The 25,857-nt window shown below is 48.5% G+C and carries 23 protein-coding genes, 2 pseudogenes and 1 riboswitch; of the genes and pseudogenes, 22 read left to right on the top strand and 3 right to left on the bottom strand.

What is annotated here, in order from left to right; genetic code table 11:
* Window positions 1–70 precede the first annotated feature (70 nt).
* The 9 genes and pseudogenes from ACFYU8_RS04490 to ACFYU8_RS04450 all read left to right on the top strand — a co-directional run bounded on the left by ACFYU8_RS04490 (window position 71) and on the right by ACFYU8_RS04450 (window position 7,562).
* A complete protein-coding gene (locus ACFYU8_RS04490) occupies window positions 71–1,282 on the top strand; it encodes an alanyl-tRNA editing protein (protein ID WP_390295430.1) in 1,212 nt (403 codons plus the stop codon).
* A 33-nt stretch (window positions 1,283–1,315) separates the two neighbouring features.
* The gene (gene kapB / locus ACFYU8_RS04485; RefSeq protein WP_390295432.1) at window positions 1,316–1,699 is read left to right on the top strand and encodes a kinase-associated lipoprotein KapB; all 384 of its coding nucleotides are present in this window, start codon (window positions 1,316–1,318) and stop codon (window positions 1,697–1,699) included.
* A 41-nt stretch (window positions 1,700–1,740) separates the two neighbouring features.
* Window positions 1,741–1,851, top strand: a riboswitch (TPP riboswitch).
* Between the two features lie 202 nt (window positions 1,852–2,053).
* Window positions 2,054–2,257 (top strand): sulfur carrier protein ThiS, encoded by a 204-nt coding sequence (gene thiS / locus ACFYU8_RS04480; protein ID WP_390295434.1) that lies wholly within the window; start codon window positions 2,054–2,056, stop codon window positions 2,255–2,257.
* A 2-nt stretch (window positions 2,258–2,259) separates the two neighbouring features.
* Window positions 2,260–3,033 (top strand): thiazole synthase, encoded by a 774-nt coding sequence (locus ACFYU8_RS04475; RefSeq protein ID WP_390295435.1) that lies wholly within the window; start codon window positions 2,260–2,262, stop codon window positions 3,031–3,033.
* 1 nt (window position 3,034) lies between these two features.
* On the top strand, window positions 3,035–4,321 hold the full coding sequence (locus tag ACFYU8_RS04470) for an acetylornithine deacetylase (RefSeq protein ID WP_390295437.1): 1,287 nt from the start codon (window positions 3,035–3,037) through the stop codon (window positions 4,319–4,321).
* Window positions 4,322–4,328: 7 nt separating this feature from the next.
* Entirely contained in the window at window positions 4,329–5,009 is a 681-nt protein-coding gene (gene tenA, locus ACFYU8_RS04465) for a thiaminase II (RefSeq protein ID WP_390295439.1), read from the top strand.
* An 86-nt stretch (window positions 5,010–5,095) separates the two neighbouring features.
* Window positions 5,096–5,776: pseudogene (locus ACFYU8_RS04460) on the top strand (ABC transporter ATP-binding protein); the annotation flags it as partial.
* Entirely contained in the window at window positions 5,776–6,534 is a 759-nt protein-coding gene (locus ACFYU8_RS04455) for an ABC transporter permease (RefSeq protein WP_390297274.1), read from the top strand. The pseudogene ACFYU8_RS04460 and the gene ACFYU8_RS04455, both read left to right, overlap by 1 nt.
* Window positions 6,531–7,562 (top strand): ABC transporter substrate-binding protein, encoded by a 1,032-nt coding sequence (locus ACFYU8_RS04450; protein ID WP_390295443.1) that lies wholly within the window; start codon window positions 6,531–6,533, stop codon window positions 7,560–7,562. The genes ACFYU8_RS04455 and ACFYU8_RS04450 overlap by 4 nt, the downstream gene beginning before the upstream one ends.
* 88 nt (window positions 7,563–7,650) lie before the next feature.
* On the opposite strand, the gene ACFYU8_RS04445 is transcribed toward ACFYU8_RS04450, so the two are convergent.
* Window positions 7,651–9,033: a sensor histidine kinase gene (locus ACFYU8_RS04445; RefSeq protein ID WP_390295445.1), complete on the bottom strand. Its 1,383-nt coding sequence runs from the start codon at window positions 9,031–9,033 to the stop codon at window positions 7,651–7,653.
* A complete protein-coding gene (locus ACFYU8_RS04440; RefSeq protein WP_390295448.1) occupies window positions 9,034–9,747 on the bottom strand; it encodes a response regulator transcription factor in 714 nt (237 codons plus the stop codon).
* A gap of 153 nt (window positions 9,748–9,900) precedes the next feature.
* On the opposite strand from ACFYU8_RS04440, the gene ACFYU8_RS04435 reads away from it, so the two are divergent.
* Genes ACFYU8_RS04435 through ACFYU8_RS04425 form a run of 3 tightly spaced genes read left to right on the top strand, consistent with a single transcriptional unit; the run spans window position 9,901 to window position 12,305 of the window.
* Window positions 9,901–10,812 carry an ABC transporter ATP-binding protein gene (locus ACFYU8_RS04435; protein WP_390295450.1) on the top strand — a complete coding sequence of 304 codons (912 nt, stop codon included), beginning with the start codon at window positions 9,901–9,903 and terminating at the stop codon, window positions 10,810–10,812.
* A complete protein-coding gene (locus ACFYU8_RS04430; protein WP_390295452.1) occupies window positions 10,812–11,561 on the top strand; it encodes an ABC transporter permease in 750 nt (249 codons plus the stop codon). Before ACFYU8_RS04435 ends, ACFYU8_RS04430 begins: the two co-directional genes overlap by 1 nt.
* A 12-nt stretch (window positions 11,562–11,573) precedes the next feature.
* On the top strand, window positions 11,574–12,305 hold the full coding sequence (locus tag ACFYU8_RS04425; protein ID WP_390295454.1) for an ABC transporter permease: 732 nt from the start codon (window positions 11,574–11,576) through the stop codon (window positions 12,303–12,305).
* 262 nt (window positions 12,306–12,567) lie between these two features.
* On the opposite strand, the gene ACFYU8_RS04420 is transcribed toward ACFYU8_RS04425, so the two are convergent.
* A complete protein-coding gene (locus ACFYU8_RS04420) occupies window positions 12,568–13,110 on the bottom strand; it encodes a hypothetical protein (protein ID WP_390295456.1) in 543 nt (180 codons plus the stop codon).
* Window positions 13,111–13,289: 179 nt separating this feature from the next.
* Here ACFYU8_RS04420 and dacB point away from each other — a divergent pair, with 179 nt between their 5' ends.
* The 10 genes and pseudogenes from dacB to ACFYU8_RS04370 all read left to right on the top strand — a co-directional run bounded on the left by dacB (window position 13,290) and on the right by ACFYU8_RS04370 (window position 25,824).
* Complete coding sequence (gene dacB, locus ACFYU8_RS04415) at window positions 13,290–16,184, top strand: D-alanyl-D-alanine carboxypeptidase/D-alanyl-D-alanine endopeptidase (RefSeq protein ID WP_390295458.1); 2,895 nt, start codon at window positions 13,290–13,292, stop codon at window positions 16,182–16,184.
* Window positions 16,185–16,227: 43 nt separating this feature from the next.
* Complete coding sequence (locus ACFYU8_RS04410) at window positions 16,228–17,280, top strand: Ldh family oxidoreductase (protein WP_390295460.1); 1,053 nt, start codon at window positions 16,228–16,230, stop codon at window positions 17,278–17,280.
* Window positions 17,281–17,328: 48 nt separating this feature from the next.
* A pseudogene (locus tag ACFYU8_RS04405) lies at window positions 17,329–17,526 on the top strand (aspartate 1-decarboxylase); the annotation flags it as partial.
* 38 nt (window positions 17,527–17,564) lie between these two features.
* On the top strand, window positions 17,565–18,257 hold the full coding sequence (locus ACFYU8_RS04400) for a YheC/YheD family protein (RefSeq protein ID WP_390295462.1): 693 nt from the start codon (window positions 17,565–17,567) through the stop codon (window positions 18,255–18,257).
* A gap of 189 nt (window positions 18,258–18,446) precedes the next feature.
* Complete coding sequence (gene brnQ, locus ACFYU8_RS04395; RefSeq protein ID WP_390295464.1) at window positions 18,447–19,790, top strand: branched-chain amino acid transport system II carrier protein; 1,344 nt, start codon at window positions 18,447–18,449, stop codon at window positions 19,788–19,790.
* 131 nt (window positions 19,791–19,921) lie between these two features.
* On the top strand, window positions 19,922–21,127 hold the full coding sequence (locus tag ACFYU8_RS04390; protein WP_390295467.1) for a DUF418 domain-containing protein: 1,206 nt from the start codon (window positions 19,922–19,924) through the stop codon (window positions 21,125–21,127).
* 221 nt (window positions 21,128–21,348) lie between these two features.
* A complete protein-coding gene (locus tag ACFYU8_RS04385; RefSeq protein WP_390295469.1) occupies window positions 21,349–22,761 on the top strand; it encodes an FMN-binding glutamate synthase family protein in 1,413 nt (470 codons plus the stop codon).
* Between the two features lie 88 nt (window positions 22,762–22,849).
* Entirely contained in the window at window positions 22,850–23,566 is a 717-nt protein-coding gene (locus tag ACFYU8_RS04380; RefSeq protein ID WP_390295471.1) for a YqjF family protein, read from the top strand.
* A gap of 121 nt (window positions 23,567–23,687) precedes the next feature.
* Window positions 23,688–24,863 carry an acyltransferase gene (locus ACFYU8_RS04375; RefSeq protein WP_390297277.1) on the top strand — a complete coding sequence of 392 codons (1,176 nt, stop codon included), beginning with the start codon at window positions 23,688–23,690 and terminating at the stop codon, window positions 24,861–24,863.
* 61 nt (window positions 24,864–24,924) lie between these two features.
* The gene (locus tag ACFYU8_RS04370; protein WP_390295473.1) at window positions 24,925–25,824 is read left to right on the top strand and encodes a DMT family transporter; all 900 of its coding nucleotides are present in this window, start codon (window positions 24,925–24,927) and stop codon (window positions 25,822–25,824) included.
* Window positions 25,825–25,857 lie beyond the last annotated feature (33 nt).

Below are 25,857 nucleotides of genomic sequence, written 5' to 3'. Positions count from 1 at the left end.
TGATTGTTGTTTTTGCCCCCTAGTGGGAGAATCAAGCTGGAACCTTTGTTCCATGCAGCGAGGAGTAACGATGAACGATAGACTCTATTATCAGGATGCCTATACGAGAACATTTTCGGCCCAGGTGACGAGATCAGGTGTCGAACAAGATGGAACACCTTACGTGGTCCTTAATCAAACGGCTTTTTACCCTACTGGAGGTGGACAGCCTTCCGACCTGGGAGTATTGGAAGAGATTCGTGTGGTAGATGTGGAAGAAGTAGAAGGTGAAATTCGTCACCGGCTGGAAGCTCCTTTGTCCGAAAGCATAGCGGAAGTGACGGCTCACATCGATTGGGACCGCCGCTTTGATCACATGCAACAGCACGCTGGCCAACACATTTTATCTGCGTCCTTCCTGGAGGTCGTGCAGGCTGAGACCGTTGCCTTTCACTTGGGCAAAGAGCGTGTCACCATTGATGTACGACTGGATGAGTTGACAGCAGATGTATGGGAGAAGGTAGAGAAGCGAGCCAACCAGATTGTTCTGGAAAACCACCCCATCATTGCGCGGTTCGTTGATGATGAGGAATTGGCAACGCTGCCCTTGAAAAAACAGCCGACCGTTACCGAAAATATTCGCGTCGTGATGATACCTGAGTTTGATTACAATCCATGTGGAGGAACACATCCAGCGCGTACCGGCGAAGTCGGGATGATCAAGATCTTGGGCTGGGAGCGACATCGCGGAAACATTCGTCTGGAATTCATCTGTGGCTGGCGAGCTTTGCGGGACTACAACCAAAAGCAAGCTGTCGTTCGTGATACGGCGAAGCTGCTCGCTACCAACGAAGGTGAACTGATCGCACAGACGGAACGCCTCCTCGCAGAACGTGATGCCTTGAAGACAAAATTGGCTGATGTGGATAAGCAGATCTTAGAAGTGGAAGTCAATCAACAACTATCTGCTGCTAGCCAGCTGGGTAATTCTCGTCTCATCATGCGGACCTTCACAGACAAAACCATTCAACAGCTTCAACAGTTCGCACAGCTGGCTACTACTCTGGCGCCAGATGCGATTTGTCTCTTGGCTGCTACTACCGAAGACAAGATGCAAGTCGTGTTTGCTCGTGGGCAAGAAGTCAACGTAGCCATCAATCAAGTATTGAAAGAAACCTTGCCGGTTATTGACGGAAAAGGTGGGGGAAATCCTGCTATGGCACAGGGCGGCGGGCAGCGACTGGTGGATGCAGAAGAAGTATTGCTGCATGCTCGCAAACTGCTCGAAGCCTCCCTTATGTAAATGCATTCGATCTAATTAAAGGAGGATACCGCGATGAACTGGAATCCGGGAGATATCGTTCGCGTTGCGCAGCGAACGGGAGAATATATTGCAGAAGTATTGGAAATCCACGATTCGAAGCTGTTGGTAAAAGTGTTGGCAGTCACCAAATACCCGACACAAGGCGATTTGCATTCTTCCTACGAAGTAGATGTGCCGCTGTTTCACCAGCGTCCAGCACTCTCTTACATGGAAAAATTCATGACGCCTGTCCAAGGAGTCATTCGCTATAATGGTGCCATTCCAGACTACAAGGAATCCGTGCGCCAGGCAATGGAGAGAGAAATGGATAAGCTGAAAAAAATGGCTACTTGGGCAGAGCGTTGTCTCATTGAGCTGGAAAAGATGCACAAGGAAGCCTTTACAAACACGAAATAGAGTGGTACTGTAATACTCGAATGTACGACAATTGCATAGCTTTACTACCAAACGGGGGCCAAGCAACGTTGGCTGAGATTGTAACGAGTGTGTTACTGACCGTTGAACCTGACCTGGGTCATGCCAGCGGAGGAAGAGGTATAGGGAATCGGAATCACGGTGTCGCATTCGAGGCGAAGAAAAGCTTGTTTGCGTGCACGTATGATAAGATGACACTCAACCATCCGAGGCGGATGGTTTTTTTATGCCATTCGTCCGGTGAGATGGGATGGGTATACGGCTTCTTCTGTTTGTCTGAATCGACTCAGGCAGGCGGGGGAAGCCGTTTTTTTTTCCAGTAGAAGGAGGTTATCCATGATTGTTCAGCTGAATGGGAAAAAAGTAGAGTTGGCGGAAGAGATCACAACAGTGCGAGCCTTGCTCACTTCTTATTCCCTGCAAGAGAAGATTGTCGTCGTAGAGCGAAATGGTGAAATTATTGATCGCTCAACGTACGAACAAACACCGATTGCAGACGGAGATCGCATAGAAATCGTTCATTTTGTCGGAGGAGGATGATCATGATGGATACATTGAAAATTGGACCTTACGAGTTTCGCTCCCGCTTGCTGCTAGGGACTGGTAAATTCGCTGATTTGGATACACAAGGGAAAGCGGTAGAGGTGTCGGAAGCAGAAATTTTGACATTTGCGATTCGTCGCTTGAATTTGGAAAATCCGCAAGAACCGAACTTTTTGGAACAACTCGATTTGAAAAAATTCACCCTGCTACCAAATACAGCAGGTGCCTATACAGCAGAAGAAGCAGTGCGCATTGCCCGTTTGGCTAAAGCATCTGGACTGTGTGACATGATCAAGGTCGAAGTCATTGGTGACCCGAAAACACTTCTCCCTGATCCAATTGGCACTCTTGAGGCATCGAAAATCTTGGTGGAAGAAGGCTTTATCGTACTGACCTACACCAATGACGATCCGATTCTAGCTAGACGTCTGCAAGAGGTTGGCGTACATGCGGTTATGCCCGGTGCGTCACCAATCGGTTCCGGACAAGGGATTGTCAACGAAAACAACCTCCGCTTTATCATCGAGGATGCGAAAGTTCCGATTATCGTGGATGCAGGAATTGGCTCGCCAGCAGACTGCGCAAAAGCGATGGAGCTGGGGGCGGACGGTGTCTTGTTGAATACGGCAGTAGCACTCGCTGACAATCCTGTCCTGATGGCAGAAGCGATGAAGCTCGCTGTGGAAGCAGGTCGCAAAGGGTTCTTGGCAGGCCGTATCGCGAAAAAGCGTTACGCGTCCGCGAGCAGCCCGACCGAAGGGATGATTGAGTAGCATGGATCGGCTGACGGAAGCGGTAGAATCGATTGCCAGCCGTAAAGAAGAGTTGTTCGCATTAGTGGCAGAGCTCGTCTCTCATCCGACTGTGAGTCCTCCCGCGCGAAACAGCGATGTCGCACAAGGAGTCATCGCCAACAGACTGCAAGCGATGGGATTCGAGGTGGATCGTTGGACGGTATATCCAGGAGATGACAATATCGTCGGTCGGTTATCAGGGAGTGCCTCTACTCAGGCAAACAGCTTGATCATCAACGGGCATATCGATGTGGCTGAAGTCGGAGATGACACGGGGTGGACTTATCCACCTTTTGCTCTGACACATGGCAAGGATGGGCGCCTTTACGGCCGTGGTGTTGCCGATATGAAAGGCGGACTCGCAGCGAGCTTGTTTGCGATCCAAATGCTGCGTGAACAAGGAATGGAGCTCCAAGGTGATCTGCTCTTTCAATCCGTCATCGGAGAAGAAGCAGGTGAAGCGGGGACATTGGTCGCTATCGAGCGTGGGTATCAGGCTGACTACGCCGTTGTCGTGGATACGAGCAATCTCCAAATGCAAGGACAGGGTGGGGTCATTACAGGCTGGATCACGATTGAGAGTCCGACGACGCTGCATGACGGAATGCGCGCGCAGACGATTCATGCAGGCGGACGTGTCCGGGGAGCCTCAGCCATTGAAAAAATGACGAAGGTGATCACCGCCCTACAGGAGCTGGAGCGGGACTGGGCTGTCATGAAATCTTATCCCGGCTTCTCGGCAGGCAGCAATACGATCAATCCCGCAGTCATCGAGGGAGGTCGTCACGCTGCGTTCATCGCAGACCGTTGTGCTCTATGGATTACCGTTCATTTTTATCCGAATGAATCCTACGAAGAGATCATTCGAGAGATCGAGGATCACGTCGGACGTACAGCAGCAGCTGATCTTTGGCTGAGAGACAATCCCCCAACATTCCGCTGGGGTGGACGTTCGATGATTGAAGAGCGTGGTGAAATCTTTCCTTCACTGGAGTTGGATACGGAGCATTCGGGTCTGGCAGCGCTGCAATCCGCATATGGGAGTCAATTACAGCAAGCGCCTATCGTGAATATGTCGCCTACGGTAACGGATGCAGGCTGGTTTGCGCATGCAGGCATTCCGGCGGTGCTATTTGGACCCGGTGAGCTTACGCATGCACATGCCGTTGATGAGTCGATTGATCCTGACCAGCTTGTTCATTTTGCCCAGATCATGGCCCGCTTCATTGCCACTTGGTGTAATACCCCAAAGGAAGCGAAGGAGTGAGTATCGCATGAAAACCTTTACTGATCGTTTGAGAAAAAGTGTAGCCCCGATCTGGGAGCGTGTTCATCAACATCCTTTTGTCACTGGACTTGGAGATGGCAGCCTGCCCGTTGGTGCATTCAAATATTACATGAAACAAGACTACATCTATTTGATTGATTACGCGAAAATGTTCGCGATTGCGAGTGTGAAGGCGTACGATCTGGAAACAAGCTCCAGGTTCGCTGCTTTGCAAGAATCGACGCTGAATACGGAGATGGAGCTGCATCGTCAGTATGCCGAGCGCTTTGGCATCTCCCGCGCGGAGCTGGAAGCGACAGAGCCTTCGTTTGTCATGCTGGGGTACACCAGCTACATGCTGCGTGTCGCTCATCAAGGATCGCTGGCAGAATTGGTGAGTGCACTTCTCCCATGCACATGGAGCTATTGGGAAATCGGAAAGCGCTTGGCTCAAGTAGAAGGGGCCTTGGATCACGAACTGTACGGGGAATGGGTACGCATGTACAGCTCCGATGAATTTGGGCAACTTGCGATCTGGCTAATTGATATCATGAATCAATTGGCGGAAGGAAAGAGCGAGCAAGAGCTGGCTAGAATGGAAGAGTATTTTGTCAATACCTCCAAAATGGAGTACATGTTCTGGGACATGTCCTACAGAGAGGAAATGTGGCCTTGGGAGAACAACTAGCTTTCGCCGACGTCAGCTTTTCGTATGGTGACAAGCAGATTCTCGATCATTTTGATCTGCGTGTGGAAAAAGGAGAATTTGTCAGTTTAATCGGTCCAAGCGGGATTGGGAAAAGCACCTTGTTTCAACTCATCGCAGGTCTTCTTACGCCGGAACAAGGCGAAATCAGACTCGGCAGTGTACCAGTAGCAAATCGTTTGGGGCAGGTCGGCTATATGCCCCAACGCGATCTGCTCATGCCATGGCGCACGATTGTCGAGAACGCAGCTTTGCCACTAGAAATCAAAGGTATGACGAAAAAAGAAGCGCATGAGCGAGTCAGACAGCAATTGCCAAGGTACGGGCTTCAGGATTGGGCTGATAGCTATCCAGCCCAGCTATCCGGTGGAATGCGTCAGCGTGTTTCCTTTTTGCGCGCATTGTTTTCCGGGGCGGAGATGATGCTGTTGGATGAGCCGTTCAGTGCATTGGATGGGATTACGAGAATGGACATGCAAGAGTGGCTGATGGAAAAGTGGCAGGAAACAGGCAGTACGATGCTGATGATTACACATGACATCGACGAAGCCATTTTGCTTGCAGATCGTATCGTTGTGTTGACAGGTAGTCCGATCACCAAGCCGATTGAACTAACCGTTCCGGTGAGCAGACCGCGAACGGCGAGCAGCCGCAACCAAAGCGGATTTTTGGCATTACGTGAACAAATCTGGGAACTTCTTCGACAGCAGCGCCAAGAAACGATGAAGCCGTTGAGGAGAGAAGCATGATGGGGAGAGGCATCTGGTTTGGCATCTCCATCGCCCTTTTTCTCCTGGTGTGGGAAGCTGGATGTCGCTTCCTCGGAGTGCCGCCATTCATTTTACCACCACCTAGCGCTGTGGTCGTGTCTTTGTGGGATTTACGTGCCTCTTTAGTAGGTGTACATCTTTGGGCGACGTTAAAGGAAGTATTACTAGGACTATCGATCTCGATTGTGTTTGGAATCTGCCTTGCATTTGCGATGATTCGCAGTCGGATTGTGGAGCGCTTGGTCTATCCGTATATCGTCATCTCCCAAACGATCCCAATTATAGCGTTATCACCCGTATTTATTTTGTGGTTCGGGTATGATTTATCAGGAAAAATCGCCGTAACGATTCTATTTACTTTCTTTCCGATCGTCGTCAACACGTATGATGGACTTCGCTCGACGGACAAGGAAATGCTTCAGCTCTTAAAAACAATGGGTGCTACGGACGGACAAATTTTCACCAAGCTGCAACTGCCGTCGAGTTTGCCCCATTTCTTCAGCGGCCTCAAAGTGGCAGCTACCTACAGTGTGGCTGGGGCGACGATTGGGGAATGGCTGGGAGCGAGCGAGGGTCTCGGGTACTTTGGCAGACGAGCATCAGGCAATTTTCAGGCACCTGCGTTGTTTGCCTCGGTCCTGTTGCTCTCGATTATCGGCATGCTGCTGTTTTGGCTGGCGGGACGAGTCGAACGTCATTTTTCCCCGCATATGAAAATCAAAGGAGAACAACAATGAAACCACTCAGCAAATGGACGAACGCATTCATGGCACTCACATTGGCAACAGGTCTTGCTGCTTGCGGCAATCAGGCGAGCCCGGATGCTGGTCAGACGCAAGCCCCTGCAAATAAAGGAGCGGAGCTAACCGAGCTGACGATTGCACTCGATTGGTATCCGAATGCCGTACACTCCTTCTTGTATGTCGCAGAGGAGCAAGGCTATTTCAAAGATGAGAACCTCAAGGTGACTATGCAAATGCCTTCAGACAGCAATGATCCATTGAAGATGGCGGCTGCAGGTAAAGTAGATTTGGCAATCAGCTATCAGCATCAGCTTATCCAGGCTCGCTCCGAAGGTGTTCCGGTTATATCTGTAGGCGCTCTCGTCCGTCATCCGCTGAACGTGATCATGACACGACAAGATAGCGGACTCGATACTCCGCAAAAGCTGGCTGGCAAAAATATCGGCTATCCTTCGATTCCGATTAATGAGTCGATTGTCCGCCAAGTCATCAAGCACGTGGGGGCAGACGACTCTGGTTTAACATTCACCGATATCGGTTTCGATATTGTGCCAGCGTTGACTGCTAAAAAGGTAGATGCCGTAGTAGGTGGCTATATCAATCACGAACTGCCGATTTTGGAGAAGCACGGTGTTTCTGTGAATGTTTTCAAGCCTTCTGAGTTTGGTGTACCGGACTACTATGAGCTCGTATTGGCGACCAGCGACGATACGTTGGGCAAAAAGCAGCAAGCGATGGAAGGCTTCCTGCGTGCGATTGGCAAGGGCCAAGACTATGTGAAGAACAACAAAGAAAAAGCACTTGATCTGTTATTGAGCAAACAAGCGAGCGAATTCCCGCTGGAAGAAGACATTGAGACCAAGAGCTTGGATATCCTGATTCCGTTGATGGATGCGGGAGAAAAGCCTTTTGGATACCAGACGACCGAATCTTGGCAAACACTGATTGATTGGATGAAAAAAGAGAAGTTGATTACGGCTGACGTCAAAGCAGAAGAGATCATGCGCGCTCTCGTGAAGTAATTGACGCAGAAGTAGTCAAAAAGCACCTCCTTTGCACGCTTTTGAGAGTTTACTCTCCATTAGCGAGACAGAGGAGGTGCTTTTCCGATTAGGAGGAGAGGGGGAAACAAAGTTCTGCTGTCATCCCTTTTCCTGTATCGCTTGTTAACAGAAGGCGTCCATGATGAGCGGCAGCAATACGCGCAACCATGGGCAAACCGAGACCATGACCATTGTGGGAGGGAGATTTTCTTTTTGATGAATAAGGCAATTCCACCAAGTCAGGCAGCATGCTTTGCTCGATGCCTTTTCCATTGTCAGTGATTATCAGGAGAGCATGGCGCTGGTTAGGTGACAGGGTCGTTTGCACGTGGATGTGACAGCCTGATGGGTTATGCACGATACTGTTTTGGACCAGATTCGTGATGGCGCGGACAAGAAGTTTTTCATCGCCCATCACAAAGCATTGCTCAGTCGTGACATCCAGCTCGATGGTAAAGGTCTCTGCCAAATCGTTGTTCAAAAAGTCAGTGACAATTTGCCGCGCAAGTGTCGATAGCCGAATCGGTTTGGTATGAATGGGCTGCATTTCGTATTCCAGCATGGAAACGAGATTCAAGTCGCTGACCAGAGACCGGAGCTTTTCCCCTTGCTTTCGAATAATGCTTGCTTTTTGCTGCTGTTCGTAAGGAACCACGTCGCTCTCTTCCAATTCACTGGCATACCCGAGCACCATCGATAATGGCGTGCGTATATCGTGGGAGATTCCAGCGATCCAGTTCGAGCGTGCTTCGTCTCTTGCTTTTAGCAAAGCGTTCTTTTCTTGTAGTAGCGACGATGCATGATTGATGCTTCTGGCAATCCCGCTGAACATTCCTTTTGCCACGACATGTGTATGCTGATCTTCTGAAAGAGCGTGAATCCCGCTAATCAGTGGGCGGATTGCTCGAATGAGTCGAGAGCCGATGAATAGCGAGAGAAGAGCGGCGAGTAGAATATTTCCGAAAAGCAAAGCCAGTAATCGATACGGCAAATCGCTTATCCAACTGATCGGGAAATGAAACTGATACTTGGCGAGACTGTCCTTCGGGTAGCCCACGACGACCAGCCCCATCTCATGCTCCCAAACAAAAACAGGATAGTCCTGTAAGTAATTTCGCGAGAACTGCGCCACTTCTGCCAGAGAATAGGCGCGGGGCAATTGGTCCGGTATGGCGTAGTCCCAGATGACCTTTCCATCGCTCGCAACAAGCATGGCCCAAGCCTGGCTCTTTTGCAACCATTCCTGTGCATTTAGCCCCAACGTATAGTGGGAACCGTTCTGATGAAGACCTTCTGCGACAGTTTGAGTGATATGAACGGGAGGAGATCCTTCGTTCATGCCTTTGAAAACAAATGTACCAAGAATGACGTAATTGACGATGAGCAAAAAGACGGAGATCAGGATAGAAGCACCTGTATAACGACGTAAAATTCGTGCGGCTCCATCCATCTACAACTCTTCCTTTACGAGTAATTTGTATCCGAGTCCTCTTACTGTCAGTAAATATTCAGGAGTGGACGGACAAGGCTCGATCTTTTCGCGAATGCGCCGCATATGAACCATCAGCGTGTTTTCATACCCGTAGTAATCATCACCCCATACAGATTGGCAAAGGGCATCGCTCGTGACGATTCGTCCCCGATTTTCATAGAGTTTTCGCAAGAGTGCGTGTTCCTTGGCTGTCAAAGTGTATTCGTGGTGATCTCTCGTCACGATTGCCGCCTCCAGATCGATCGTACTGTCACCAAGCTGGAAAACGGGCAGACGATCGATTTGGGGAGGAGCGTAAACGCGTCGTAAAATGACCAAGAGACGAAGAACGAGCTCGCGCGGTAAAAATGGCTTCACAATATAGTCGTCAGCCCCCAGGCCAAGTCCGAGCAACCGATCTTCATCTTCCCCTCTAGCTGAAAGAAAAATGACCGGGATTTGCGAGAAGCGACGGATCGAAGTCAAAAGTCCAAATCCATCTCCATCAGGCAGCATGACATCCAGGATCGCGACATCAGGCTTGTCCGAAGCGCAAATCACTAACGCCTCTTTACAACTACCCGCATGAAAAATACGAGAGAATCCTTCCTTACGCAAAAATCCATCGATCATATTTCTGATTTCAAGCTCATCTTCCACGATGAGCACTTTTTTCTGTTTCCACTCTTCCATATTGAATCACCCGTATTCATTATACTCGCTCGATTTGTGTGTTCTACCCCATTCGGAGTCAATTTAAGGTTGTCGTAAGGTTCCTGTCAGCTTATCGACGGGTTGGAACTCTATGATTTCGTAGGAGAGACCAACAGATAGGAGCGAGAAAAGATGAATACTGTGATTCAAACGGAAAACCTTTCAAAACGCTATGGAGGGGTCTATTCCGTTCAACGGGTGAATCTTGCGGTAGGAGAAGGGGAGGTCTATGGCTTCCTCGGTCCAAATGGTGCAGGAAAATCTACGACACTTAAAATGCTGCTAGGATTAGTCAAGCCGACTGAAGGGAGTGTGTCCGTATTCGGGAAGGATTTTAGCAGGAACAGAATTGAGATTTTGAGTCAGACGGGTTCCTTGATCGAGGCTCCTTCCTATTACGGTCATCTTACCGGCCTGGAAAATATGCGCGTCATGCAGCGGCTGCGAGATGTCCCGGACCAACATGTAGAGAAAGCCTTGCAAATCGTCCGTTTGGAAAAACAAAAGAACAAAAAGGTAGATCAGTATTCTCTCGGGATGAAGCAGCGATTGGGAATTGCCATGGCTTTGCTGCATTTTCCAAAGCTCGTCATCCTCGATGAACCGACAAATGGTCTGGATCCTGCGGGAATCGGTGAAATTCGGGAATTGATTCAATCGTTGCCACACCAGTATGGAATGACCGTCTTGCTCTCCAGCCATTTGCTCTCGGAAATCGAGCAAGTGGCTACGTCTATCGGCATTATTCACGGGGGGAAACTGCTGTTTCAAGGGAGTATGGAGCAGTTGCAACGGAATAGTCAGCCTCATGTGTGGATGAAAACGCAGGACAATGAAAAAGCGAGAAGAGTTCTTCAAGGTATGGAGCTTTCTCCAAGTCTCCAAGATGGCTTCCTGGTCATGGAAGGCATGGGGGATAGAGAGGTAGCGCAGACAAACCGGGCGCTGATTATGGCGGGCATTGATGTTTATCGCATTGAAGAGCACAAAAGAAGCTTGGAGAGCATTTTCCTCTCCCTTACAGGCAAGGAGGGGAGCTTGTAATGAGAACGCTTTGGATGGAGTTTTATAAAATTCGACATAAGCGTTTGTTTCTCATGCTCGCCATTCTTTTGAGTATCGAAATGGCATGGGGGTTTATGGCTGTCAGTATCTCCATGACAAAAAATCCAGATGCCGCGACGTGGAGCGCTATACTGGTCACGATTACAGCGATGAACGGATTGTTTTTGCCGATCGGTTCAGCTGTCATTGTTTCACGGATTTGTGATATGGAACACAAAGGACGTACATGGAAGCTGCTGATGGCTACTTCTGTCAGTCGAAAAGCGGTTTATGCGGCAAAATTCGTCTCTGCGGCTGTTTTGATGGGGGGTGCCGTCATTCTAGAGGCATTGGCGATCGTGGCATTTGGCATTGGCTTTGGTTTAGCAGAGCCAGTCCCGATTGGTATATTACTCCGCTTTGTAGCAGGGACTACGCTTACGAATCTCGTGGTGATTGCTCTGCAACAATGGATCTCTCTCGCCATCAAAAATCAGGCATTTAGCCTATGCCTCGGGATGATCGGGGGCTTCATTGGCATGACAGCGAGCTTGTTTCCGCCACAAGTCGGACGCCCTTTCATCTGGTCGTACTATGTAGACTTTTCGCCCGTTACGTATCAGTACGTGAACGAAACCATGCTGTTTACTACACGTGAAATCGGCGTTCATTTGCCGATCATCGTCGTAGTCATGGGCATCGCATTCTACCTTGCTGGGAGCATTCACGTATCCCGGCAAGACGTATAGGGAGGACTTTTTATGCTACTCAGATGTTTGGGAGCAGAATGGGTAAAACTGCGGCGTTCTCGTATTTGGCTCGTTTTGCTTGTGCTTCCTGTTTTCAGTACGCTGATCGGCTTCGGCAATTACTGGATGAACCAAGCGATCCTGCAAAATGGCTGGTATAGCCTGTGGACGCAGGTGAGCTTGTTCTACGGAGAATTTTTCTTGCCCATTCTCATCGCGATCTGCTGTTCGTTCGTGTGCAGACTGGAGCATGTAAACCGTAACTGGAACGTGATACTGACAGCGCCGGTAGCTACTCCAACGATTTTTTTCGCGAAGCTGCTGGTGGTTGGCGTTCTCCTGTTTGCTGTGCAGCTTTTCTTCCTCGTGCTGTATATTTGCGCGGGTTTCATCGCTGGACTACACGCGCATTTTTCGTTTCCTCCGGAAGTGTTCGGATGGATTATGCGAGGCTGGCTGGCTTCGTTCACCATCATCGCCTTCCAACTATGGCTTTCCACGCGGATACAGAGCTTTGCTGTACCTGTCGGCATTAGTGTGTGCTCTGTTTTTGTAGGGTTGGGCTTGTATGTGTCTGGGCTCGGGATGTTTTTTCCTCTGTCGATTTTAACGATTGGCATGGGCGTGCTCAGTCAAGAGAGTTTATCGCTAGGAGAGCTGGGGACGTTTGCAGTCATGTGTGTACTATTTGTGACGAGTGGCTGTACGCTGGGGATTCGCCATCTTACGAGAGCAGGTCTCTAACAGTTTTCGCTACATTAACCGTTTCCCTTTCCTGTCAAACCACCTTATAATAGAAGGTGAATGTGAGAGTAAGGAGAAGTTTCCATGGACGACAAACACATAAACAAGACGAATAGCAAATGGGTGATCTGGGGTTTTATTCTCAGCGTACTCGCTTGTGCTGTGTCTATGGTGATTTTCATCTACGTGATGCGCAACTAACAGCACATAATGGAAGCGTCAAAAAACCGCTCATTTACTAGAGCGGTTTTTTGTTGTGGCTTTAGCGGGATATGGCTGTTATTTTTCGGACAGCTTCTTCTTGTGACAGCTGGTTCAGCTCAGTAAAGCCAGCGTTGGTCAGGGCAATCGTCTTTCCTTGATAGATGGGGTAAACGCCTTGCCAGAGACCTGCTGTACTGTACAGCTGTGATCCGCGCACTTTTCGTAAAAACAATAAGTAATTCCCTTCCGACAGCGGCCCAGGATATTGTAGGTTGAGTGGACTGGAGGCATCGGGAAGCGGCTCTACGCCAGTGCTAATCACCGTTAATAGTCTGGATGACGAGCCTTTTATGGCTGTTTTTACCTGGAGGCTTTGTGTGTAGTTCATGATCTTGCCTTGGGGAATGGTGCGTCCCGTTGGATACGCCCGATGGGCACTGTCTACCCAGGCGATGACGATCAAGTCAGATTTTTTTACGAGCTCCGCAAGAGAAGGATAGGGTGAGGGATCTACTTGTACACGCCCCATGTCGGTTTGGGCATGAACGGGGAATGAAAAGGCGCAGAGAAGTGACAGACAGAGCAGCAATCGATAGAACATGAAACCATTTCCTCCAAACGAAACAAGTCTTGAAGGTAGTATGAACGGAATCGGAATCATTCATGCCTGTAGACTTTTAGTATAATGGTAATATTCCGAATAAATAGAATACGTGCTATCATGATGGCGTACTGTGATTTGTTGGTTGAAATCGCCCAGACTATGACAAGGAGGTTATCATGAACTATTTATTTGCTTTTCGACGTGTCGGTATGTGGTTTTTCGTGTTGGCACTCTTTTTGCAAGTAGCAGCTTCGCCTGCGCTAGCCAAGGAAGAGTCCGTTTCTTCCAGTCCTCTAGCCCTCAGCATCGAAAAATTCCTTGCCGATTTGAAAAATGATGAGAATAGCAAGGGGATGTACGCTGGAATCGCAGTCTACGATCTAACCGACAAAAAGTACTTATATAAGCACAATGCCGAGCGGAATTTTATCCCTGCTTCCAACATGAAGCTGTTTACAACAGTCGCGGGCCTGGATAAACTGGGGCCGGATTATCAGTGGAAGACCGAGGTGTTTATCTCAGGAAAGGTAAATAACGGTGGCATTTTGCAAGGAGATCTGATTTTAAAAGGTTATGGAGACCCTAGCCTGACGCCAGACGATTTGCAACAAATCGCAAAAGCCATCAAAGATATGGGGATCAAACGAATCAATGGAAACCTGCTTCTCGATGACAGCTATTTCGATGAGACCAGATTGGGCACGAGCTGGATGTGGGATGACGAACCATATGGGTACAGCGCTCAGGTAAGCGGATTAGCCGTAAATAAAAACTTTACGACCCTAACGGCAACCCCCGGAAAAACGGTGAACGATGCCCCCGTCCTGACCATGAATCCGGCTACCACTTACATAACAGTCACAAACCAGTTGAAAACAACAGAGGGCAAGGAGAGCAACGTGCTTGTCGAGCGACCGCGTGGAAAAAATGAAATTATCGTATCCGGTACAATCGGGATTCAAGCAGCTCCTTATGATGAAGATGTCACGATGGAAGACCCGGCTTTTTATGTGGGCGATCTATGGAAGGATCAGTTGATAAAACAAGGGATTGCCTTACATCCAAAGACAGACGTGAAAAAAACAGTGCTGAAAAGCGGAGTGCCACTCTATACCCATTTGTCCAAACCGTTGAGTGAGATCACGGTGGAGCTCAACAAAGATAGTGACAACTTCTATGCGGAGATGCTTGTAAAGACGCTGGGCGTCACCCAGAAAAGCGAGGGCAGCTTTGAGGCGGGGAGTGAAGCGGTAGCAGACATGATGAAGCGCGCTGGCATTGAGTCAGGCTTCCGGCAGGTCGATGGCTCGGGGTTATCGAGATTTAATATGATCACTCCAGAACAGATGATCGAAACCCTCATCTTTTTGCAGGAGCAAGAATATCGAACGGAACTGGAAAAATCACTCCCAATCGCAGGAGTGGACGGTACATTGAAAAACCGGATGAAAGGAACAAGTGCGGAAAAGAATTTGGTAGCAAAGACAGGTTCGTTAAGCGGAGTTAACACTATTTCGGGTTATGTAACGGCAAAAAATGGTCATAAGCTGGCCTTTTCGATTTTGATCAACGGCATCTATAAGTCGAAGTATGCGAGGGAGCTACAGGATCGAATCGGAATTTTGTTAACCACCTACCCTGATATCGCAGCACCAGAAGGATTCAGCCCACCAGAGAAAAAGACGTACCCACTCTCTGCTTTGATCGATCCCATCCTCGATACACCAGAAGCAGCAGGTGTAACGGCTGGAATCCTGATCAAATCGTTGGATTCAACAGGAGATCCCGTATTATACGAGCGGGATGCAGACACATTGCTTACCCCAGCTTCGAATCTGAAGCTGCTGACGACTGCTACAGCGTTGAACCAGCTTGGTTCGGATTACGTATTCAAAACGGAATTGTATGGAGATGCACCGATCAACTCTACGGGCGTACAACAAGGCAATCTGTATATGAAAGGATACGGTGACCCTACCCTGCATACGGAGAATGCGCTTCAGGTGCAGGAAGGTGTGTCGATTGAAAAAATAGCAGGATGGCTCAAGCAACAAGGAATCACGAGTATCAACGGGAATCTCGTGATGGATGAAAGTTACTTTGACCAACAACGGCTTGGCCTCGGCTGGGCATGGGATGATGAGAGCTACTATTACAACCCGACGATTGGGGCTCTTGCTATAAATCGTGGGACGGTCATGATCGAATTCAAGCCCGCTAACGATGCTGGTGAACCGGTGGAAATCAACCTGCTTCCCAAGACAGCGTATGTGCAAGTGATCAATGAAGCCAAGACCGTACAAAAAGGGGAAGAAAATACGTTTGCGATCCTGCGAGACCGTGGAACAAATACAATCAGGCTGTCAGGGAACCTCCCGCTTGATCACGAAGGGGATTACGAGCGCGTACCAGTGGAAGACCCAGCCAAGTACGTGGGGACCGTCTTGAAGGAAACATTGGAACAGCAAGGAATTGCGTTTGCTCCAAAAAGTGAGGTGATGCTCGAGGAAGTTCCTCAAGCAGCAGTGAAATGGACACAATTTGAGTCACTGCCGCTGAAGGACATCGTTGCGTACCTCAACAAGCGCAGTGACAATTACTACGCTGAAATGCTCCTCAAGACGCTCGGAGCCGCAAAGAAAGGGAAAGGCAGCGCTGCCACTGGTGCAGAGGTCGTTCTGGAAGCTGTATCTTCGCTCGGCGGGAATACCACCTTTGACATGATGGATGGATCAGGATTGACGCGCTACAACCTTATTTCTGCCCGTCAGATCGCATCCGTACTTGAGGGGATGACCAAGGAATCGACATTTGCCACTTATGAAGCATCTTTACCCATAGCGGCCATTGATGGTACACTGAAAAACCGCTTGAAAGAAACACCCGCCGCGAATAATCTTCATGCGAAAACAGGCTCGATGACAGGTGTGAACACGCTGTCGGGCTATATCACGACCAAAGGCGGAGAGAAGCTCATCGTTTCGATACTGTTTAATGGGTATGTCGAGGATGAAGAGCTGTTTACCAAGATGCAGGATCAGATCATTACGATACTGGCTAGTTACGAATAGGAATATCGCAAAAAAGGAGCCCCAATTCTGGGAGCTCCTTTTTATGTTGTTATGGAAGCGTCTGGAGCAAGTCGTATCAGAAGTGCTTGTACAGGCAGGTGCCAGATGCGAGTATGCAAGGCTTGTCGCCGAATCTCTCGTCCATGCTGATTTGCGAGGCATTGAGTCTCATGGTTTGGAGAGGTTGCCGATTTATATCCAACGAATTGAAGCAGGCTTGATCGAATTGAACGAGGAACCAGTGGTATGGAAACAGGAGGGAGCAACAGCTCTGGTAGATGGCAAAAACCAGCTGGGTGCGGTAGTTGGGGTTGCGGTATTGGAAGAAGCGATCAAGCTGTCGAGGCAAATGGGAATCGGGGTAGTTGGTGTACGTCATTCCAACCACTTTGGATCCTGTTCATACTATGCCGAACGGGCGATAGCAGAAGGAATGATTCTTCTTGTCCTCTCCAATGCTCCTGAAGCGATGGCACCAACTGGAGGGATTCGCCCTTTTTTCGGAACGAATCCAATTGCTGTGGGAATACCTGCAGGGGAAGAGCCCTCCTTTTTGTTAGATATGGCCACGAGTGTCGCTGCCAGGGGAAAAATCGCCTTGGCCGATAAAAAGGGGGAATCCATTCCTGCTGATTGGGCCATCGATCGTAATGGAGGAGAAACGACTGATCCCAAACAAGCTTTGCTAGGTTCACTTTTGCCGATCGGGGGAGCAAAGGGGTACGGATTGGCGATGTTCATCGATATTATGTGTGGGCTGCTAACGGGTGCAGCAACGGGACCACATGTAAAGAGCTTGTATGACAACGGGAACGATCCTCAAAACGTCGGACATCTATTCTTGACGGTGGATATTGAGCGATTTATGCCATTAGCCGATTTTTGCGCCAATATGGATGCGTACATCCGTGAGGTGAAAAGCGTGCCGACGAAAGAAGGCGTATCCGAAATTTTCATACCAGGGGAGATCGAGAGCCGAAAAAAGCAACAACGCATGGAAAATGGTATTCCATTCCATCCGAATCTGACTGAAGAACTCAGTCAATTATGCCGCACCTATGGAGTCGACTTGCAGGCAGCGTATCATATCCCCTAACCAGATTTCCTTTCGCCGGTGGTTTCATGGACAATACGTAGCACATAGACTAATGTCATCTGTCTGAACGGTCCACCTGCCCATCTATTCTCGTCAGGAGATCTGGTCATTATTTTGAGTATGGGCATGTACGATGAATCCGAGATCGAACAGCTCGTTCCGAAGGTCGTGTTTGTGGACGAACGGAATGGTATCACGAAAATAGAGGAGCATTATCTGATAAAGAATGGAGAGACACTGCCATAAAACCGCCAAACGTAGGAAAATGGGGTAAGCATCAGCACTTGGTCAAAGACGAATTTTTGCAGGAGCATTTGCCCAAAACCCGCGTGTATTCTCCTGAAGAGCTATGGCAGTATGCAGAAGCATTTACACACGTGATGCTGAAGCCTTCGGGAGGCGGGGGTGGGGCAGGAATTATTCAAGTAACGGCGCGAGGAGAAGAGAAGTATTCGGTGCATAGTGGGAGTCATCGGCGTCTCGTGACTGGGAAGGAAGCCACGATCAGATACGTGGAATCGTTGTTTCGACCAAAAACATACCTACTCCAGCCACGTATCCCACTCGGTAGAATCAACGGCAAGCCTTTTGATGTACGTGTCATGATCCAGCGAAGAAACCGGAAAGAGTCTTGGGTCATAACAGGGTGGTGTGCAAAGCTTGCAGGTCCGGGCTTTGTTGTAACAAATGTAGCTCGCAGTCGCGGAAAAGTGTTGCCTGTTCGTACGGCAATCAAGCTGTCGGATATAGAAGCTGGCCCGCATCTCTTGAGTGAAATCCGCATGGTAGCTGCAGCGGCCGCTCGTCGATTGGGAAGAGCCTATCCGACACTTCGTGAGATCGGTTTGGACTTAGGGATTGATGTGGATGGCAAAGCGTGGATTATTGAAGCCAACTTCCGACCATCCCTTTCTCTCTTTCAAAAACTGGAGGATCAGTCCTTTTACAAACGAATTGTCTCCATGAGAAAACGATAAGAGGAAAACCACTTGTCGATGTTCAAATGGTAAGATATGGACAGGTGGTTTCCTTTGTTTTGCTATTTCTAATTATCGTGGGAATAATGATAATGATCTTGCAATTACAACTATGACGCTGCTACTAGCGAAGGAACGCAAAAGTTGATAGAATGCCTCTCAATAAGGTGGGAGGTAATATACACGTCGATGATAACTTTGTCTAAGAAAGAAATGCTGCTGGTCAGTTTTATGCTGTTTTCGATGTTTTTTGGTGCGGGCAACCTTATTTTTCCACCCTATCTTGGTCAAGAGGCTGGAACCCATGTTTGGCTGTCGATTGTAGGCTTTGTGTTATCTGCTGTCGGTCTTCCCATCCTTGGGGTGATCGCCATCGCAAAAGCAGGGAGCTTTTACCAATTGGCAAGTCGTGTTCATCCTAGCTTTGCTCTTATTTTTCCTATTTTGATTTATGTGTCGATTGGACCCGCACTTGCGATCCCGCGTGCAGGCAGTCTCGCGTACGAGATGGGGATGGCGCCATTTTTGCCGGCACAAGCCGCTGATTCTACCTGGAGTCTTTTCCTCTATACGATCGTATTTTTTGGCATTGTCTTTTGGTTTAGTCTTACTCCTTCCAAATTGATTGATCGCTTTGGGAAAATACTGACTCCTGCACTGTTGACCATGATTGCATTGATCTACATCAAAAGCTTATTCACACCACTGGGTCCAACGGGGATACCAGCAGGAAATTATGCTACTAGTCCGGTTGTGCAAGGTTTTCTGGACGGGTATTTAACGATGGATGCTTTGGCAGCACTCGTATTTGGTATTGTGATCGCCAACACGCTGCGGAGTAAGGGAATCGAAGACAAAAAGCAACTGTCGGCGAATATGATCAAAGCAGGTCTCGGAGCAGGTATACTACTGACATTTATTTATGTCATTTTGGGATTGCTGGGTTCATCCGGTGCCTCTTTAGGAAGGCCGGAGAATGGCGGGTTGCTTCTGACTGCTATTATGAGGCAGCTTTTTGGGACAAGCGGTACGCTGATTCTTGGTGTCATCTTTACCGTCGCTTGCCTCTGTGTATCGATTGGACTCGTAACTTCTTGCAGCCAATACTTTCATGGACGATTCAGCCGTTTGTCGTACAGAAAATGGGCAGTGATTCTCTGTGTCCTGAGCATGGGGGTCGCAAACTTGGGACTATCGGAGATTTTAAGTGTATCTGTTCCAATCCTGGGCGCTATTTACCCAATTGCTATCGTGCTCATTTTGTTGGCACTGCTTGAGCGCTGGATACCTGAGCATTCGTCTGTGTATATGACGACTGTCGCAGTTGTAACGGTTTTTGGTGTCGTGGACTTGATGAACCTTACGTTTTTTAATAAGAGCTGGAACGATATCTTGGGTGTTCTTCCGTTTTACAAGGAAGGGGCCGGGTGGATCATGCCAGCGTTATTCGCTGGTTTTGTCGGTGTTCTGCTCGATTTTCGTAAAAGGACAAACCGTACAAGAACAGGACCAACGACTTCCCCATCAAAATAAGGCAGTACGCACGAGAGGGCTTCGTTTTCGCGAAGCTCTCTTGTCGTGGAGGAAGCATTTTGTTACTTTTATCGAGGTTCATTCGTATTAAAAGTGTTAAAGCCGAAAGGGTCGTTGAGGAGGTTCAGTACGTGAAAGTAGCACCTGTTGCGGAAGGTGAGCGCATTCGACAGCTAGATGGGATTAGAGGCTTTGCCCTCTTTGGGATCTTGCTGGTGAACATGCCGTCATTTATGTATCCGCTCTTGTTTTTACCAGATGCAGGGATGGTCAATACCCATTCGGAAATGGATGGTTGGATACGGCTTTTGTTTAACATGTTTGTACAGACGAAGTTTTACACCATCTTCTCGTTTTTGTTTGGGGTAGGCTTTTTTCTGTTTATGCATCGTGCCGAGAGCAAACAGCTGCCTTATCAAAGTCTGTTTACTCGCAGATTATTGGTGCTGCTGATTGTGGGGATGGCACATCTTGTTTTCCTCTGGTATGGAGACATTCTTCATACGTACGCCCTAGCTGGTTTTCTTCTGTTGCTGTTTTACCACAGGCAAGAAAAGACGATCAAAAGATGGGCGTGGACGCTTTTGATCGGTGTGCAGGCCCTGTACGCTCTTATGCTAACCGTTCCTGAGAGCTTCGTTCCTGTACCAGATGAATCACCGCTTGTTCAAAAAGCAATCGATGCTTATACCAATGGGTCGCTCATCGAGTGGTTGCTATTCCGGGTTGCTTACGAAATTCCGGTAGTTCTCTCCCTTGAGTTTTTTGTCATCCTATCCGTTCTGCCTCTCTTTTTATTCGGATTTCTGGCAGCCAAGCGGGGAGTATTTGAGAGAACGGAAGAATTTATTCCGGTCATTCGCCGTGTATGGTGGATTGCACTAGGCTTAAGTGCTGTGCTAGTACCGATGATTCCGCTTATTCAATTCGGTATCGTTTCATTTCCAGCCTCGATCTCGATTGCCGTTCAGACATTCGTTACCTGGAGCGGCCTTTCCCTGAGCGCTTTTTACATTACGTCACTCCTGCTTCTTTATCGGAAAGAGAGCAGCAAGCGCGTGCTGGAGCATTTGGAACCGGTAGGCAGAATGGCATTAAGCAACTATTTGAGCCAAACCATCATTGCAGTAGTGGTTGTGCGTGTTGGACATTTGTACGGGACGCCTGGGGTGGCTATCGGATTGGTATTTAGCTTGGTGATCTTCATTGCGCAAATCTTCGTGAGTCGCTGGTGGCTCGCCAACTATCAGTTTGGTCCGGCAGAATGGCTTTGGCGCTGTTTGACATACGGCAAATTTGTACCCTTGAAACGAAAAGGAGGATCTCATGCAATTTGACACTATCATGACTATTGCTGTCGTGCTTATGCTGACATCCTGTTATTTTTATTTGTGGAAATGGCTTTGTTCGAAAACGTCCAGGTAATCTGGGCGTTTTTTTGTACCTTCAGTAACAGGAGGGAAAACAGGATAAAAGTGACATGATTGGGGCAAAATTTTCCTATCTCACAAGCCTCGTAACATACAGCAGCGCTCTGACAGTAGGAAGGAGAAAGAGGATGACTGGCAACTGGATTCCGTTTTTGATCGGCTCCTTTGTAGGATCGATGGCTGCACTCATCGTGTTGGGACTGCTCTTGATCTGTCTTTTTCGACCTCTTACCCAGTGGGTGCTCGCCAGGTTTATGAAGCGCCTCATGTCAGACCGCTATCCGGAAAATATTTTTGAGATGGTCTCCGCAATGACCAAAGTCAGTCCACGATACGTCTTGGAGAACAGCTTGCGAGCAGCTACTGGCCAAGCCATCGAACGTCCTTTCGGGAGTCCACGCAAGTTCTTGAACTTCGATAGCTTGATATTTTCTCCCGCTCAGCTGGCTGTGCTGCCTTCGAGCGAGGATACAGAAGTGGATATGCAAATCACGATTGGACCCATGGCAAAAAAGCCGTTAACTTTGGACATTCCGCTCATGGTAGGGGGCATGGGGTACGGTATCGGTGTGAGTGCCGATGTGAAAATCGCGATTGCAAAAGGAACGGCCGCAGTGGGGACTTTGACGAATACGGGTGAAGGCCCGTTATTGCCGGAAGAAAGGAAATTCGCCAAACATCTGGTGATCCAATACAACTCGGGAAAGTGGGGAAAGGAGCCGGAAATTTTGCGACAGGCGGATGCCATCGAAATCCATTTTGGGCAGGGGGCAACTGCAGCTGCCGCGAGCTTTATCCCCGCTGAATATATCCAGGGAAGAGCTGCTGAAATCATGGGAGTTCAGAATGAAGAAATGATTGTCATTCCTTCGCGGCAACCGGAAGTATCGAATCCGGAGGATCTCAAGAAGCTCGTAGACAAGTTGCGTACGATAACAGATGGTGTTCCGATTGGTGTCAAAATCTGTGCGAGTGCCGTTCTTGAAAAAGACCTGGAGATTGCGATCCAAGCCGGCGTAGATTTTATCAGTATTGATGGCGGACAGGCGGGAACAAAAGGAGGACCTCCAATCCTGGAGGATGATTTCGGTTTGCCGACGATCTATGCGTTGACCCGGGCCGTGCGATATTTGAAGAAAAAAGGTGTGAAAGACCGGATCACCTTATTGTCGGGAGGCGGTTATACGACCCCGGGTGAGTGTTTGAAAGCTATGGCTTTAGGAGCAGACGGCATTTTTATGGGGACGGCTGTTCTGTGGGCGATGACTCATGATCAGGTGACAAAAGCAATCCCGTGGGAACCGCCGACTGAGCTGACCAATTATCCGGGGAGCTTGAAAAACAAATTCGATCCAGATTCAGCCACGAAATACTTGGCCAACTTTTTTCTTTCGTTTGTGGATGAGATGGAAATTGCAATCCTCGCTCTGGGGAAAACGTCTATTCGTGAAGTAACATCTGCGGATCTCGTCTCACTCGATGAGATGACGAGCAAAGTGACGAAAGTACCCCTTGCCTATCATTCATCCTCTTCCAGTTAAACAGCTTGATTGACGTACGAATGGAGGGATTCGTATCGAACAGAGGATCATCCAAATCAATTCGGCTGCACAGTATAACGGATGGACCATGACACAGACGTGGGAGCATCTTCTTTTTTTACATTGGGCGATTTCCCCAACGTCTATCAAAGCGCTGATTCCAGCAGGACTTGAGCTCGATACTTACGATGGCAAGGCATGGATCAGTATTATCCCGTTTTTGCTGAGCGGCGTGCGTTTGCGTCGGATGCCATCCGTACCATTTACGACGACCTTCCCTGAAATCAATGTCCGGACGTATGTGAAGGCGAAAGGGAAGACAGGCGTGTACTTTCTTTCGCTGGATGCGTCAAATCCTCTAGTGATCAAGATTGCAAAGTATTGGTACCGGCTGCCTTATTTTCGGGCCCAGATGGCTTTTCATCGGCAAGGGGATCGGATTGATTTTACCTCTCGCCGTATAGTCGGTCTTCCTCAATCCCCCTCGTTCGTAGGCAGCTACGAGCCCCTCGCTGATAAATTTTTCGCCAAAGAGGGAACGCTGACGCATTGGCTGACGGAGCGATACACGCTTTTTTGCCGGTGTAACAGAACGCAGCAAATGATGTATGCGGATGTGGTGCACGAGCCATGGCAGTTACAGGAGACAGCCTTTCATATTCATGAAAATTCGATGACCGAGAATTTGTCGATTCCACTAGTGGAATCTCCGCATCTAGTACTGTATTCACGTGGGGTACAAAGTCTTATTTGGCCGATTCGAAGTCTAGCGGATCTATCTTCGGATCCAGGAGGATATTCGTGACTGATACCAGTACAAAAGGGTATCAGTCTTTTATGATTTGAGCTTGCCAGACTGACTTTTGGTCGGTAAGATGGGAGGTAGCACTTTTTTTCGAAAAACAGGAAGGATCTGGTATTTGTTTATGGCTCGAAAAGAACGAATTGGTGAGTTGGATCTGATCCGGGCCTTTGCATTCTTGGCTGTGGTTTATCAGCATGTCATTGGTGTGTATATCCGTGAGCCGGGACTGACAGAGCAGGTGTCGATTGTCTACGGAATGTTGTTTCATTTGCTAAAATTCGCGGTACCAGCATTCATTTTCATCACGGGTCTTGTTTTGTTTTACAACTACTCCGAAAAAGTGAACTATATTTCCTTCACGCGTAAACGGATCACGGAGATTTTGGTTCCGTATGGAATATGGTCGGTGGTTTATCTGTACTTGATGGAGAAGCCCTTGGGTGAGGGAGCAGCGTTCGTCTGGAATGTAAGCAAAAATTTCCTGACAGGGACTTCCTCGTATCATCTGTGGTTCGTCGTGATGATTTTTCAGTTCTACCTTTTGTATCCTTTTTGGCAAAGAGTATTTGAACTTTTCCGCAGATTCGTGACAAGTCGCTTCCGTCTCGTTGTCGCTCTTGGTTTCACCGGATTGATTTATGGGGGCCTCATGTGGTTTTCAGCGCGGTACATCCCGGCGCACCCTTTTCGGTTCGATATGAATTGGTTGGATACATATTTCATCAAGTACCGCGATCGAAATGCGTTCTATTATTTCTATTACTTTTTGTTTGGTGGCTTGGTCGCCTTCACGCTGCCTGCATTTCGTGCCATCCTGAAAAAATACTGGCAATGGATCATCGTTTCGGTTGGTGTCCTGTACGCAGTCATTGGTTATGAACTTTTCCGTTATTCAGGGGAAGGTAAGATTGATTTAAATGTCGCGACGTCATTGAAACCGTCCATGTTCCTCTATACGATGGCTTGTTTGCTGGCTGTGTACGGTCTCTGCCTATGGATGAGCAAAAAGCAATCAAAATGGACACATTGGCTGGGGCTCCTTGGGAAATATTCGTATGGCGCTTATTTGATTCATGCGCTGATCTTGACATACTTGATGAAGGGTTTGCGAGAGCTTCAGCTTTTTCACACGGGCGTGTGGGGAAGTGTGGTAGCATTCGTCTTGTGCGCCATTCTTTCTTTTGCCATATCATATGGGCTGGGAAAACTGCCGTTTGGTACATGGCTGGTGGGGGCAGCAGAGAAAAAGACAAAAAAGATCCCGTCCTCTCAAAAGGAATGGCAAAACGCAGGTTAATCGAAAGCAGTTTGGCCAGATGTAGAGAAGAGTAGGAGGATGAAGGGAGAAGCGAGTCGTCATGCTGTTAGCTTACATTCAGTTAGCCGTGGCTATGGCTTTGGTAGGAAGCAACATCTCCATCGGTAAAGAAATTGTTTCCCATGTTCCTGTGTTTTTGTTCTCGGAGCTTCGCTTTTTGCTCGCGATTGTCATCCTGTTGCAGCTGCTTGCTGTGCGTGGGGAATGGAAAACGTCATGGAGCCGTGAGGAAGGCAAGGTGTTATTCTGGCAGTCGTTTTTCGGCGTGTTTCTGTTTAGTATTTGCATGCTGTACGGTGTTCAGTGGACGACAGCTACTTCAGCCGGAATCATTACGAGTACGGTACCTGCCTGCATCGCTTTGTTTTCGTTCTGGATTCTCAAGGAAAAATTACACCCCAACAGTTTAGTGGTGATCGGTCTCTCAGTCGGTGGCATTGGCTTCATTACGTTCACAGGAAGCGGTATAGAGCAAAACTGGATCAGCATGATTGGGAATCTGCTCGTATTTTTTGCAGTCGTCAGCGAAGCGCTCTTCACGATTTTCGCCAAAAGACTGTCTGGAAAAATTACACCTTTCCAAATGACAGCTGCGATTAACGTCATCAGCTTTGTCTTGTTTCTTCCGTTTGCGATTTGGGAAAGCTTGCGGTTTGATTGGAGTGCCGTACCTGCAAATGTATGGTGGCTTCTCGTGTACTATGCGTTTACCGCCAGCGTCTTATCCTTCTTTCTCTGGTACAAGGGAGTGGAGAAGGTGGAGGCTTCCAAAGCTGGCTTGTTCACAGGAATGATGCCGATCAGTGCTGCTCTCGTGGCTGTCTTATTCTTGAACGAAGCATTTACGTGGATGCATGGAGTGGGGATGATGCTGGTGCTTGCCTCCATTTTTATCGGGACACAGCAACCACGGCGTATGAGTTCGACAATGGAAAGCTAATACATATTGCATGATTGAAAGTCTCGGAAACCC

Origin of the sequence: Brevibacillus sp. NPDC003359, from assembly GCF_042878995.1 — a bacterium.
In the GTDB taxonomy this organism is placed as follows: Bacteria; Bacillota; Bacilli; order Brevibacillales; family Brevibacillaceae; genus Brevibacillus.
The sequence above is the reverse complement of the archived record's forward strand: the minus strand, read 5'-3'. Positions and strand labels throughout refer to the sequence as shown.

Bases quoted from the DNA above. Each gene is read 5' to 3' on its own strand.
- ACFYU8_RS04455 (WP_390297274.1), top strand. From the start codon at position 5,776: ATGGGGAGAGGCATCTGGTTTGGCATCTCCATCGCCCTTTTTCTCCTG.
- ACFYU8_RS04470 (WP_390295437.1), top strand. From the start codon at position 3,035: ATGGATCGGCTGACGGAAGCGGTAGAATCGATTGCCAGCCGTAAAGAA.
- ACFYU8_RS04450 (WP_390295443.1), top strand. From the start codon at position 6,531: ATGAAACCACTCAGCAAATGGACGAACGCATTCATGGCACTCACATTG.
- brnQ (WP_390295464.1), top strand. From the start codon at position 18,447: ATGATAACTTTGTCTAAGAAAGAAATGCTGCTGGTCAGTTTTATGCTG.
- ACFYU8_RS04410 (WP_390295460.1), top strand. From the start codon at position 16,228: ATGTTGTTATGGAAGCGTCTGGAGCAAGTCGTATCAGAAGTGCTTGTA.
- ACFYU8_RS04475 (WP_390295435.1), top strand. From the start codon at position 2,260: ATGATGGATACATTGAAAATTGGACCTTACGAGTTTCGCTCCCGCTTG.
- ACFYU8_RS04425 (WP_390295454.1), top strand. From the start codon at position 11,574: ATGCTACTCAGATGTTTGGGAGCAGAATGGGTAAAACTGCGGCGTTCT.
- ACFYU8_RS04370 (WP_390295473.1), top strand. From the start codon at position 24,925: ATGCTGTTAGCTTACATTCAGTTAGCCGTGGCTATGGCTTTGGTAGGA.
- ACFYU8_RS04435 (WP_390295450.1), top strand. From the start codon at position 9,901: ATGAATACTGTGATTCAAACGGAAAACCTTTCAAAACGCTATGGAGGG.
- tenA (WP_390295439.1), top strand. From the start codon at position 4,329: ATGAAAACCTTTACTGATCGTTTGAGAAAAAGTGTAGCCCCGATCTGG.
- ACFYU8_RS04490 (WP_390295430.1), top strand. From the start codon at position 71: ATGAACGATAGACTCTATTATCAGGATGCCTATACGAGAACATTTTCG.
- kapB (WP_390295432.1), top strand. From the start codon at position 1,316: ATGAACTGGAATCCGGGAGATATCGTTCGCGTTGCGCAGCGAACGGGA.
- ACFYU8_RS04440 (WP_390295448.1), bottom strand. From the start codon at position 9,747: ATGGAAGAGTGGAAACAGAAAAAAGTGCTCATCGTGGAAGATGAGCTT.
- ACFYU8_RS04445 (WP_390295445.1), bottom strand. From the start codon at position 9,033: ATGGATGGAGCCGCACGAATTTTACGTCGTTATACAGGTGCTTCTATC.
- ACFYU8_RS04430 (WP_390295452.1), top strand. From the start codon at position 10,812: ATGAGAACGCTTTGGATGGAGTTTTATAAAATTCGACATAAGCGTTTG.
- dacB (WP_390295458.1), top strand. From the start codon at position 13,290: ATGAACTATTTATTTGCTTTTCGACGTGTCGGTATGTGGTTTTTCGTG.
- ACFYU8_RS04375 (WP_390297277.1), top strand. From the start codon at position 23,688: ATGGCTCGAAAAGAACGAATTGGTGAGTTGGATCTGATCCGGGCCTTT.
- ACFYU8_RS04420 (WP_390295456.1), bottom strand. From the start codon at position 13,110: ATGTTCTATCGATTGCTGCTCTGTCTGTCACTTCTCTGCGCCTTTTCA.
- ACFYU8_RS04385 (WP_390295469.1), top strand. From the start codon at position 21,349: ATGACTGGCAACTGGATTCCGTTTTTGATCGGCTCCTTTGTAGGATCG.
- ACFYU8_RS04380 (WP_390295471.1), top strand. From the start codon at position 22,850: ATGACACAGACGTGGGAGCATCTTCTTTTTTTACATTGGGCGATTTCC.
- thiS (WP_390295434.1), top strand. From the start codon at position 2,054: ATGATTGTTCAGCTGAATGGGAAAAAAGTAGAGTTGGCGGAAGAGATC.